The sequence below is a fragment of the Nitrospirillum amazonense genome (assembly GCF_007828045.1).
GTDB classification, from domain to species: domain Bacteria; phylum Pseudomonadota; class Alphaproteobacteria; order Azospirillales; family Azospirillaceae; genus Nitrospirillum; species Nitrospirillum amazonense_C.
The window spans coordinates 73,868-86,069 of sequence record NZ_VITN01000002.1; the positions used below are offsets into that span (position 1 = coordinate 73,868).

7 protein-coding genes are annotated in these 12,202 nt (G+C 66.4%); 5 read left to right on the forward strand and 2 right to left on the reverse strand.

The window, feature by feature from the left end; translation table 11 throughout:
* Positions 1 to 89 precede the first annotated feature (89 nt).
* The 5 genes from FBZ89_RS02860 to FBZ89_RS02880 all read left to right on the forward strand — a co-directional run bounded on the left by FBZ89_RS02860 (position 90) and on the right by FBZ89_RS02880 (position 8,696).
* A complete protein-coding gene (locus tag FBZ89_RS02860; protein ID WP_145748541.1) occupies positions 90 to 1,748 on the forward strand; it encodes a tryptophan halogenase family protein in 1,659 nt (552 codons plus the stop codon).
* 497 nt (positions 1,749 to 2,245) lie between these two features.
* Positions 2,246 to 5,179, forward strand: coding sequence for a TonB-dependent receptor (locus tag FBZ89_RS02865; protein ID WP_145748542.1), 2,934 nt, complete (start codon positions 2,246 to 2,248; stop codon positions 5,177 to 5,179).
* A 203-nt stretch (positions 5,180 to 5,382) separates the two neighbouring features.
* Positions 5,383 to 6,870, forward strand: a complete 1,488-nt coding sequence (locus tag FBZ89_RS02870) for a tryptophan halogenase family protein (protein WP_246172007.1) — start codon at positions 5,383 to 5,385, stop codon at positions 6,868 to 6,870.
* 64 nt (positions 6,871 to 6,934) lie between these two features.
* Positions 6,935 to 8,167 (forward strand): DUF418 domain-containing protein, encoded by a 1,233-nt coding sequence (locus tag FBZ89_RS02875; RefSeq protein ID WP_145748543.1) that lies wholly within the window; start codon positions 6,935 to 6,937, stop codon positions 8,165 to 8,167.
* 7 nt (positions 8,168 to 8,174) lie between these two features.
* Positions 8,175 to 8,696 carry an META domain-containing protein gene (locus tag FBZ89_RS02880; RefSeq protein WP_145748544.1) on the forward strand — a complete coding sequence of 174 codons (522 nt, stop codon included), beginning with the start codon at positions 8,175 to 8,177 and terminating at the stop codon, positions 8,694 to 8,696.
* 80 nt (positions 8,697 to 8,776) lie between these two features.
* On the opposite strand, the gene FBZ89_RS02885 is transcribed toward FBZ89_RS02880, so the two are convergent.
* Both FBZ89_RS02885 and FBZ89_RS02890 read right to left on the reverse strand, forming a co-directional pair.
* On the reverse strand, positions 8,777 to 9,541 hold the full coding sequence (locus FBZ89_RS02885) for an SGNH/GDSL hydrolase family protein (protein ID WP_145748545.1): 765 nt from the start codon (positions 9,539 to 9,541) through the stop codon (positions 8,777 to 8,779).
* A gap of 71 nt (positions 9,542 to 9,612) precedes the next feature.
* A complete protein-coding gene (locus FBZ89_RS02890; RefSeq protein ID WP_246172008.1) occupies positions 9,613 to 12,075 on the reverse strand; it encodes a glycoside hydrolase family 3 protein in 2,463 nt (820 codons plus the stop codon).
* Between the last annotated feature and the right edge of the window lie 127 nt (positions 12,076 to 12,202).

The following is a 12,202-nucleotide window of genomic DNA, read 5'->3' on the forward strand; positions in this document are numbered from 1 at the left end:
GAACCCCCGGCCTGTCATGGGCCGGGGGTTTTCCCTTTGTTAAGGTCCGGGCTCCATACGGGCTGACACCACCACGGGAAGGAATGGCCATGGCCGACACCGAGGCCCCCACCGATGGCGCCCACGCCAAAGGCGCGCCGGTCAAGAACGTCCTCATCGTCGGGGGCGGCACCGCCGGCTGGCTGGCCGCGGCCTACCTTGCCCGCACGCTGTCCATCGGCCAGCCGGGCGGCGCGCGCATCACCCTGGTGGAATCGTCCGACATCGGCATCCTGGGCGTGGGCGAAGGCACCTTCCCCAACATCCAACGCACCTTGCGCCGCATCGGCATCGATGAATCGGTGTTCATGCGCGAGAGCGAGGCGACCTTCAAGCAAGGCATCCGCTTCGATCACTGGCAGCATGCCCCGGGGTCCGGGGAGCGTGACCACTACTTTCATCCCTTCCAGTCCGCCATCGGCCCGCAGGATCTGGACCTGATACCCTATTGGCTGCTGGGTGCCACCGGCGACGGCATGCCGCTGGATACAGCGCTGACGATGCAGAAGCGGGTGGCCGACGCGGCCCTGGCGCCCAAGCGCTCCGGCGATGCCGACTATGCGGCCCCCCTGAACTACGCCTATCATTTCGACGCGGTGAAGTTCGCCCGCCTGCTGCGCGTCGTCGCCACGGATCTGGGCGTCCGCCACGTGGTCGACACGGTGGACGCCGTGCCCCTGGACGAAACGGGCGCCGTCGCCGGCGTGGTCACGCGCGAGAACGGCACCCTGACGGCCGACCTCTACATCGATTGCACCGGCTTCCGCGCCCAGTTGATCGGCCAGGCGCTGAAGTCCCCCTACCAGTCCTGCCGCAAGTGGCTGTTCTGCGACCGCGCCGTGGCGCTGCAGGTGCCCTATGGCCAGCCGGACGCCCCGATCCCCTCCTACACCATCTCCACCGCGCACGAGGCCGGCTGGACCTGGGACATTGGGCTGGAGACGCGGCGCGGCATCGGCCACGTCTATTCCTCCGATCATACCGACGACGCGCGGGCCGAGCAGGTATTGCGCGACTACATCGGCCCGGCGGCCGCCGACAAGACGGCCCGCACCTTCCGCTTCGAGGCCGGTTACCGCCCGGAACCGTGGGTGCGCAACTGTGTCGCCATCGGTCTGTCCAGCGGCTTCTTCGAGCCGCTGGAATCGACCGGTATCGTCCTGATCGAAGTGGCGTCCGTGCTGCTGACCAGCCTGTTCCCCTGGGCGGGCGACATGACCACGGCGGCGCGGCAGTTCAATCGCATCATGCGTCAGCGCTATGAGCGGGCGCTGGACTTCCTGAAGCTGCACTATTGCCTGACGCGGCGGACCGATACCGCCTTCTGGCGCGACAACGCCGACGCGGCCACCGTGCCCGACACGCTGCACGATTTGCTGGACCGCTGGCGCCATCGCCCACCGGAGGGCTTGGACTTCGACCTCAACCTCGACACCTTCAGCGAGGCCAGCTGGCAGTTCGTGCTGTATGGCATGGGTTACCACACCGATCTCAGCGCCCAGGCGGGCGCCTTCCGCCACATGGATGAGGCGCGTCAGCAGTTCGCCGCCATCCGCGCCGGCACGGAGCAGGCCCTGGCCGCCCTGCCCCGGCACCGCGACCTGATCACGCAGATTTACCGCCATGGCCTGCGCCCGCGCACGCCCTTCGGGGGCGCCCCCTCAGGCCGGGCCAACCTGTCCTCCGGCATGGCCGGCCTGTCCCGCTAAGCGCCCCCACGCGAACCCGCCTTCGCCCAATGTCTGATAAAACCGCCGGAGGTCCCTTCCGGCGGTTTTTGACTCTGGTCTGAAAAATACGACCTGAGTCTCTGGCCTACAGTGGTAGCGACCGCGGAGCGGCGGCGGTGGGGCATGGGGTCCGAAACCGCGCTGTCTTTGTCATCGATAGCGGCATCCCCGCAACACCGCGCCACCGTGGCGAGTGGACTACCGGAGGTGGTTGCTATGTACAGGATTCAAAAACACTTTTTTAATATTCGCTACGCTATGGAGTGTTTGGATATTGTCCAAGTCTGCGACTTCCTAAACATTGTGTAAAGGACCGCTACCATTTTTGATGGGAGCGCTAACATTCTTTGGTTGCATACCCGTCAGAAGTCCCATATGGATTTATATGACCACAGGCCGACGCCATAGAGCGGCGCCTTGGCAAAAAGAGCCGCGGTTCTGCCGTGGAATAATATAAATCAGGGAAGGGAAACGCGATGCGACGCTCCAATCGCTCCTATCGTAATTTCATGTTGGCGGGCGCTTCGGCGCTGACCATTGGCGCGATCGGCGCCACGTCTTTCGCATATGCACAAACCGCCTCCCCGGCGGCGGGCGATGATTTGCAGGAAATCGTCGTCACCGGCCTTCGCAAGAGCATCGAAAGCTCGCAGGCCATCAAGCAGAACTCGGAACAGATGGTGGATTCCATCACCGCGACGGACATCGGCGCCCTGCCCGACCGTAGCGTGACCGAGGCGCTGCAGCGCATCTCCGGCATCACCATCCAGCGCACGCCCGACCCGCGCGACGCCGACCGCATCTCGGTCGAAGGCGATGGTGTCCAGGTCCGCGGCCTGAGCTGGGTGCGCGGTGAATTCAACGGCCGCGACAGCTTCTCGGCCAAGTCCGGCCGCACGCTGAGCTTCGCCGACATCCCGTCGGAACTGATGGCCGGCGTCGATGTCTACAAGAACCCGTCGGCCGATTTGGTCGAAGGCGGGATCGGCGGCACCATCAACCTGCGCACGCGCCTGCCCTTCGACAGCGAAGAGCGCATCCTCGCCTACTCCGCCGATTACAGCTATGGCGACCTGGTGGGCAAGGGCAAGCCGTCCGGTTCCGCCCTCTACAGCGATCGCTGGAACACCGGCATCGGCGAAGTGGGTGTGCTGATCGATGTGGCGGACGGCAAGTTCGCCAGCCGCACCGACACCGTGTCGGTCGATCCCTTCCAGGCGCGGACCGACCTGGTGCCCGGCCAGACCGTCTATGTCCCCACCGGCTTCGGTTATCGCAGCCTGGAGTTCACGCGGGAGCGCAAGGGCATCGTCGGCGCCCTGCAGTGGCGGCCCAGCGGCGACCTGGAATTCACGGCCCAGTACATCCGGTCGGAAGCCACGGAAGAATCGCTGGAGAACGCCATCGGCCTGGATTCCGGCACCGGCAACGGCCCGGCCGCCGGCACCAGCTTCAAGTACGACGCCCAAGGCAACTACATCTCCGGCACCATCGCCGACACCGTGGGCGGCACCACCAACAATCCCGACGTCATCGACAGCCGCTACGACATCAAGGAATCGGTCACGTCCGACTATTCCTTGCACATGAAGTGGACGCCGACCAAGAACTGGAACATCAGCGGCGACGCCCAGTACATCGACGCCACCAGCAAGCAGCTGGACTTCACAGTTTTCGAGGCGCTGACCAATCCCCTGCCGGCGGCGACGCTGACGCTGAACGGCAGCGGTTTGCCCACCATCAACATTCCGGCCAACAACAGCTTCATCTCCAATCCCGCGAACTATTACTACAACGCGGCGATGGACTATCATAATAACAACGAGGCGCATGAGTGGGCCGAGCGCCTGGACGCCGAGTACAGCTTCGACGACGCCGATTGGCTGAAGTCCTTCCGCTTCGGCATCCGTCACACCGACCGCAAGTCCATCACGCGCGAAACCAACTATAACTGGGGCGGCGTGGTGCAGAGCTGGGGCGCCAACGGCATCCAGACGCTGAACCAGACCACCCCCGGCGCGTCGTCGGCCAGCGTGTGGCCGCTGCAGAACTTCTATCGCGGCGGCGTGACCGTCCCGACGCAGTTCGTCATCCCCAGCGCCTCACTGAGCAAGGGCTTCTATAATGGGGTCGCGGCCCAACTGAAGGCGCTGTCGGCGGCTGACTCGTTCGGCAACTGGGTTCCGTTCAACGGCGACTACAGCAGCTACAACGGCGGCGGCGCCGGCGTGAACACCCAGACGGAAGATACCACGGCCGGTTATGCCCTGGTGCGTTTCGAACATGACGTACCGTTCTTCGGCGGCAACAAGCCGTTTGACGGCAATGTCGGCTTCCGCGTCGTCAACACCGATGCCCAGGGCACCGGCAACGCCAACTTCGTGACCGTGACCAACCTCAACGGCGCGCCCTCGTCGGACCTGGCCTTCGCCAATGGCGGCCGCACGGTTATCAGCGGCGGTCGCAACTACACCGACCTGCTGCCCAGCGTGAACCTGCGCCTGAAGCTGCGGGACGACCTGCAGTGGCGCTTCGCCTTCGCCCAGTCCATCGTTCGTCCGGACTTCTCGCAGTTGCAGCCGTCCTTGAACATCGGCGCGACCGCCGGCCTGCTGGACAGCAGCGGCCACTGCCAGAGCCTGGGAACGGGCGCCACGGGCAACTGCGTCTATCAGTGGACGGGCTATGCCGGTAACCCGAACCTGAAGCCGATGCGGTCCAACCAGTTCGACACCTCGATCGAGTGGTACTTCGCCCCCACGGGCAGCATCACCGCCGCGGTGTTCAACAAGGACGTGTTCGACTTCATCACCACGTCGCCCCAGAACGTGGCGTTCACCAACAACGGCGTGACCCGGAACGTCCTGGTGGTTCAGCCCTACAATGCCGGCCAAGGCAGCGTTAAGGGCTTCGAGTTCGGCTACACCCAGTTCTATGATTTCCTGCCGGGCATCCTGAGCGGCCTGGGCTTCCAGGGCAACGTCACCTTCGTGCAGAGCGAGGGCGGCCGCAACGCGGCGGCCAACCCTTACGACGCCACCCAGGTGACCAACGCCGCGCCGACCAACACCAGCCTGCCGCTGGAAGGCATGTCTAAGTGGAGCTACAACCTGGCGGGTATCTATCAGAAGGGCCCGTTTGAGTTCCGGCTGGCCTACAACTGGCGCCAGCGCTACCTGCTGACCACCTCGGCGGCCAACATCAACATCCCGGCCTGGTCCGACGACTACGGTCAGCTGGATGCGTCCTTTTTCTATACCGTCAACAGCTATCTGAAGGTGGGCGTGGAAGCGGCCAACCTGACCGATGCGCAAACCCGCATCCTGGTCGGGTATCCGGGCCACCTGACCTACCACAACTGGGTCGATGCCGACCGGCGCTACGCCTTCGTCATCCGCGGCTCCCTGTAACGCTTTCTCCCGGGGAGTCTCGTTGTCTGGCCCTGTCTCTCCCCGGTCGCGCTGGTCGCGGCCGGAGAGGCGGGGCCTCCTTTTTTCAGGCCGACCCCTGCCGTAAGCTGGGGCGGCAACGACAAGATCATGTGGGGAGTGCGCGGGGCATGGCCGAGGCGATGCGGAACGGGGATGGGTGCTGCGGGCGCAGGATCGTGATCGTGGGCGGCGGTACCGCCGGCTGGATGGCGGCGGCCGTCCTGGCTCGGGTGCTGAAGGGCAAATACGGCACCATCGACCTGGTGGAATCGGCCGAGATTGGGACCGTCGGCGTGGGGGAGGCCACCATCCCCCCCATCCAGTTCCTGAACCATCTGCTGGGCATCGACGAGATCGACTTCGTCCGCAAGACCCAGGCGACGTTCAAGCTGGGCATCGAGTTCGTGGATTGGACGCGGCTGAACCACCGCTATTTCCATCCCTTCGGGCCGCATGGCCACGCCATCGACGCCGTGTCCTTCCATCATTACTGGTTGCGCCAGCGGGCCAAGGGCGACACCAGCGACATTGGCGATTATTCCCCCTCCACCGTCGCGGCGCGGATGGGCAAGTTCCAGCCACCGGCGCCGGACACGCGGTCCGGCGGCCCCGTCATCGCCTACGCCTATCACTTTGACGCGGGCCTGTACGCCCGGTACCTGCGTGGCATCGCCGAGCGCAACGGCGTGAAGCGCACCGAGGGCAAGATCGTCCAGGTGACGCAGCGCGGCCCCGACGGCTTCATCGACAGCCTGGTGCTGGACAACGGCACCCGCGTGGCGGGGGACCTGTTCATCGACTGCTCCGGCTTCCGTGGCCTGCTGATCGGGGAGACGCTGAAGGCACCCTACGAGGACTGGTCCCATTGGCTGCCCTGCGACCGCGCGGTGGCCGTGCCCTGCGAGGGCGTGGCGGCGATCACGCCCTACACCCGTTCCACCGCGCGGGCGGCCGGCTGGCAGTGGCGCATCCCGCTGCAGCACCGCATCGGCAACGGCCATGTCTACAGCAGCCGCTTCATCAGCGATGACGAGGCGACCGCCACCTTGCTGGCCAACCTGGACGGCAAACCCCTGGCCGACCCGCGCCCGCTGCGCTTCACCACCGGGCGGCGCAAAAATTCCTGGACCAAGAACTGCATCTCCCTGGGCCTGGCCTCCGGCTTCATGGAGCCCTTGGAGTCCACCAGCATCCATCTGGTGCAGAGCGGCCTGTTCCGCATGGTCTCGCTGCTGCCCCGCGACGGGTTCGAGCAGGCGACGGTGGATGAGTACAACCGCCTGACCAACATCGAATACGAGCAGATCCGCGATTTCCTGATCCTGCATTACCATGCGGTGGAACGGGACGATTCCCCCTTGTGGAATTACTGCCGCACCATGGAGATCCCCGACAGCCTGCGGCACAAGATCGACCTGTTCCGCGCCCGGGGCCGCATCGCCCGCTTTGATGAACAGCTGTTCGCGGAGCCCAGCTGGGTGGCGGTGTTCCTGGGCCAGGGCATCCAGCCGCACTCCTACGATCCGGTGGCCGACGTCATGCCGGAGGCGGAAGTGGCGGCCCGGCTGGCCCGCATCCGCGAGGCCATCCGGCGCATGGCCGACGCCCTGCCCGCCCACGCCGAGTTCATCAACCGGCATTGCCGCGCCGACCGGCCGGTGGCAGCATGACAACGCTGGCATCCCCGGGGAGATGTCCAGCCGGGGGTAAGAAGAACAACGGGATGGCTTGATAATGAGTGCATCGGGATCGGGTGTCGGCGGATCGGGCGACCGCATCACCGTCATCGACGCCTTGCGGGGAACGGCCCTGGTGGGGTTGTTCCTGCTGCACACCATCGAGCATTTCGATTTCCTGAGCGACGCGGCCATACCCCCCGCCTGGCTGAAGCCGTTCGACACGGCGGCCCACGACACGGCCTTCTTCCTGTTTGCCGGCAAGGCCTACGGCATCTTCGCCCTGATGTTCGGCATCAGTTTCTCCCTGATCCTGGGCAGCTGGTCGCGGCGGACGGGCAGCGCGCCTGCGCGCTTCCTCTGGCGGCTGGCCGTGCTGTTCGCCATCGGCTACCTGCACGGCCTGATCTATTGCGGCGACATCCTGACCATCCTGGCGGTCATGGGCGCGCCGCTGGTGCTGCTGCACCGCCTGGGCGACCGGGCCCTGCTGGCCGTGGCGGCCGTGCTGCTGATCCAGCCCCCCAGCCTGTGGCAGGTGGCGGGCCTGCTGGGCGGCACCGCCCCCACACCGGCCGTCCCGTTCCACTGGACGGTGTATGAGGGGCTGATGCCCATCTACGCCAACGGCGGCTTCTGGGACGTGGTGAAGGCCAACCTGTGGCAGGGCGTGCTGGCCCGCACCTTCTGGACCATCGAAACCGGCCGCTATATGCAGATGATGGGCCTGTTCCTGGTGGGCCTGGTGGTGGGGCGCAACCACATCCTGGAGCGGGCCGCCCAGCACCGCCGCCTGCTGCAGGGCGTCCTGGCCAGCGGCGCGCTGGCCTTCGCCGTGCTCTATCCCCTGAAGCGCCTGGCGGAGGGCGCCGGCCTGCCGGCCATGACGGCCTATGAGGTGACGAACCTGGCCAGCGCCCATTGCGGGCTAGCGCAGATGGCCATCTGGGCCAGCGGCTTCGTCCTGCTGTATCCCCGCATCCAAGCCCTGGCGCCGGTGCGGGCGCTCGCCTCCTTCGGGCGCATGAGCCTGACCTGCTACATCACCCAGGCCCTGGTTTTCGTGCCGCTGTTCTACGGCTTTGGCCTGGGGCTTTACCGCTATATGGGCCCGTTCTACAGCGTTGCCAGCGGCGTCGCCTTCGTCATCCTGCAATGCGCCGTCGCCCACTGGTGGCTGCGCCACTACCGTTACGGCCCCCTGGAATGGGTCTGGCGCGCCGCCACCTTCCGCACCCTGTCCCTGCCCCTGCGCCACGCCCCGAAGGCGGCGTTGGCGGATGCAGCGTAGAAGCTGAATGCGCCGCGCCCGAACCTTGGCCTCGTTTGCCCTGCTTATTGGTCTGATCGGCGGAAGCATTGCCCGAGCGGACGATGTACCACCTCCACCCGCCCCTGGTAAGCCGCCGGTGGTAGTCCGCGCGCCTGTCGATGCGCCAGCGTTGGCAGGAGGGCAATGGCGGATTCTCGCCTACTTCGACGGCGGCGTCATGGCGGTCCCCAAACTACGGGAGTACACATCGCCACCAAATGCTGGTCAGACCATCGATCTTGCTTGGCCGACGGTGCATTTCAATTCCGATGGCGCTTTGAATATCTACGCTGGTTGCGGCACGTCGGGCGGCCATTATCAGATCGCTGACAATAAAGTCTCTTTGCAGGCTCTAGTCGTTATCATGGGGGACTGTGACGCAAGCAAGACCCATCAGGTCTTCGCCATCGTGAACGCGATGAAGGCGACCGAGACATTGGTCTGGCGGGGTGAAAGCGCGCTGCTGCTTGATCATGACAGCAATCTCCAGCTGATTCTGTCGCGCTGAAAGGCTGCGCCCAGCTTGTAATAAAACGCCCGGGACCGGCCAGTCCCGGGCGTTCATCTTTCCGGCAACGTTCGGCAGGTTTACTTGGCCTTGGCCAGCGCTTCCTTCACCACCTTGTCGGCCAAGGGCGCCATGGCCACGTAGCCCGCCTCGGTCGGGTGCACGCCGTCGGAGGCCAGACCCGGCTTGAAGTCGCCCTTGCCGTCGCCCACCACGTCCTTGTAGTCGACGAACAGGGCGCCCACCTGGGCCGCGTAGTCCTTCAGCCAGGCATTGTGCGCGGCGATCTTGGGCGCCGGGTCCAGGCCGTGGTGCCACTTGAAGTCCAGCGCCGGCGGGATGCCGGCCAGGATCACGGTGATGCCGTGCTTCTGGGCCAGTTCCACCATGCTCATGATGTTGTTCTTCAGCTGTTGCGGCGACACCGGGCCCCAGTTCTGGGCCAGGTCGTTCGTGCCGGCCATGATGTGCACGACCTTGGGGTGCAGGTCGATGACGTCCTGGCGGAAGCGCAGCAGCATCTGCGCCGTGGTCTGGCCGCTGATGCCCCGGCCCACGCGGCCGGGCGTGAAGAAGCCGGGCGTCTTGTCCACCCACAGCTGGGTGATGCTGTCGCCCATGAACACCACCTGGACCGAGCCTGGCTTCAGCTTCTCATTATCCGCAGCATAACGGTTGAGATAGGCGAAGTCGTTGTGCAGGCGATCTTCCTCTTCCTGGTGCCACTTGGCCACCTGCTCGGCACTGGGCGGCTTGTTGTCCTCGGCCAGCGCAGGGGGGGCCAGCGCCGGGGCGGCCATCAGGCCGGCCAGCATCAGGGCGGCGATGGCGGTACGTGTCTTCATTCTCAAGGTTCCTCCCATGCGGACCCGCAGCCGGGATCCAAATTAATAAAACATCTTAATTTAATTGCCCGTCAATGGCCCGGACAAATGGAGCCCGCCGGATCGGCGGACAGCCGCACGGTGGCCAGCGACAGGCGCAGGGTGCCGCCGGTGCTGAGCGCGAAGGGGGTGGTGACCCGGGACAGATCGGCCCCCGCCTGTTTGAAGCAGGACAGCTTGACCTTCAGGGTCTGCCACTGGCCCACGGGGGCGGCCTTTAGAACGGCGGTCAGGTCCAGGACACCTGGCGTGCCGGGTCCGGTGCCGGAGGCCAGCCAGACGGTGCCGGCCGGTGCCTCATCCACCCGATAGTCCACCTGCAAGGACAGCGCGCCGTTGGCCTGGCGCGTCAGGTCCAGGGCATTGCCGCCGGTCACGGCGATGGCGGCCTCCCCCTTGCCGGTCCAGCTCAGCTGCCGGCCGGCGCCCTGTATCCCACCGGCGTCCACCGGCTTCAGCGCCAGGACGCCCGCCACCTCGGTCGCCGTGCCGTCGCCCAGCACGGGCACGCTGGTGGCCCCCTGGCGCAGCACGAAGCTCCACGGCGCGGGGTTGCGGCCCTTCACGAAATAGGTGTCGATATTGGCCGCCGCCGCGTCCACGCCCGACACTTCCGGCAACTGTGGCACGGTGGCGGGCTTGGCATCGGCATAGCGCAGGCCATAGCCGTAGGCGAACAGCGGATCGTAGGGCTGGCGCAGCCGGTTCAGCGTCGCCTGCGCCGCCGTCTTGGGCCAGGAGTAGGAGAGCTTGCCGGTGAAATCGTAACGCGGCCGGCCCTGCATGTCGCCCACCAGCACGTCGGCCACGCCGCCGCCCTCCGATCCCGGGAACCAGGCGGCCACGAAGGCGTCGGACGCGTTGATCTCCGGGTTCACCCACAGCGGGCGGCCGGACAGGAAGACGGAAACGACCGGGATGCCCTGGGCCTTCAGCTTCTTCAGCAGCGCCAGATCCTGCTTGTCGCCCGCCTGGAACTCCAGGCTGGGGATGTCGCCCTGGAACTCGGCATAGGGCGTCTCGCCGAACACCACCACGGCCACGTCCGGCCTGGTGGTGTAGCTGCCGTCAGCGCTGAGGTCCACGGTGCCGCCGCCGGCGGCCACCGCCTGACGGATGCCTTCATAGAGGGAGGTGGCGCCGGGGAAGTCGCTGTTCTTGTTGCCGGTGCCCTGCCACGAGAGGGTCCAGCCGCCGGTCTGGCGGCCGATCTCGTCCGCCGCCTCCCCCACCACCAGGACGTGGGACTTGGCCTTCAGCGGCAGCACCTGGCCGTTGTTCTTCAGCAGCACCAAGGACTTGCGCACCGCCTCGCGCGCCAGGGCGCGGTGCTCGGCATTGCCGATGACGCCCTCCTTCAGTTCGAACGGGCGGGCGGGATCGAACAGGCCAAGCTTGGCCTTGACCCGCAGGATGCGGCGCACGGCGTCATCGATGCGCGCCATGGGAATCTCGCCCGCCTTCACCTGGGCGACGGTGTTGGTGAACAGCGCCTTCCAGTCGTTGGGGGCCATGAACATGTCCAGGCCGGCCAGGACGGCGGCGGGGCAGGAATCCGCGGTGCAGCCCGGCACCTGGCCATGGCCGTTCCAGTCACCGACGACGAAGCCGTCGAAGCCCATGCGCCCCTTCAGCACATCGGTCAGCAGCGACTTGTTGCCGTGCATCTTGGCACCCTGCCAGCTGGAGAAGCTGGCCATCACCGTCATGATGCCGGCATCCACCGCCGCCGGATACCCCGCCGCGTGGATGCGGATCAGATCCTGTTCGCTGACATCGGCGTCGCCCTGGTCCACCCCGTTGGTGGTGCCGCCGTCGCCCAGAAAATGCTTGGCCGAGGCCGCGACATGCCCGTGCTGCAACGCCTGGCCGGCACCCGCCTGGCCCTGCAGGCCCAGCACCATCTCACCCGCGTACTGGCGGACGATCTCGGCATCCTCGGAATAGCCTTCGTAGGTGCGGCCCCAGCGGTGGTCCTGCGGTACCGCCAGGGTGGGACCGAAGGCCCAGTCGATGCCGGCCGCCGCCGTCTCCTGCGCCGTGGCGACACCGATGCGGCGGATCAGGGCGGGGTCGTGGGCAGCGCCCAGGGCGGAGTTGTGGGGGAACAGCGTGGCGCCGACCACGTTGTTGTTGCCGTGCACGGCGTCGATGCCGAACATGATGGGGATGGCCACGTGCCCGGGCCGTTCCACCAGCGAGGCCGCGCGGAAGGCGCGCGCCGTCTCCACCCACCTGTCGGGGCCCGCGCGGTCGTCGCCGCCCGCCGGCGCGCTGTCGCCCCCCGCCAGGATGGAGCCCAGGGGGTAATTGGCCAGGTCCGCCGGGGTCACGGTGGAGATGTCGGCCTGGATCATCTGGCCGACCTTGTCCTCCACACTCATCTTGGCCATCAGGCCGGTCACGAAGGCTTCGGTCTTGGCGTCCACCAGGCCCTTGCTCTTGGCGGCCGGCCACAGCTCAGGGTGGGCGACGCCGCGGGCGCTGTCAGTCACGGTGATGGCTGCCTTCTGCGGGGGATTTGAGGTTTGCCGGGCCGAAACCTGGAGCGGTGCCAGGGCCGCAAGCAGTAAGGCCGGCGTCACGGACGCCAGAAGGGCCATGCGGTGCTTCATGGATGTT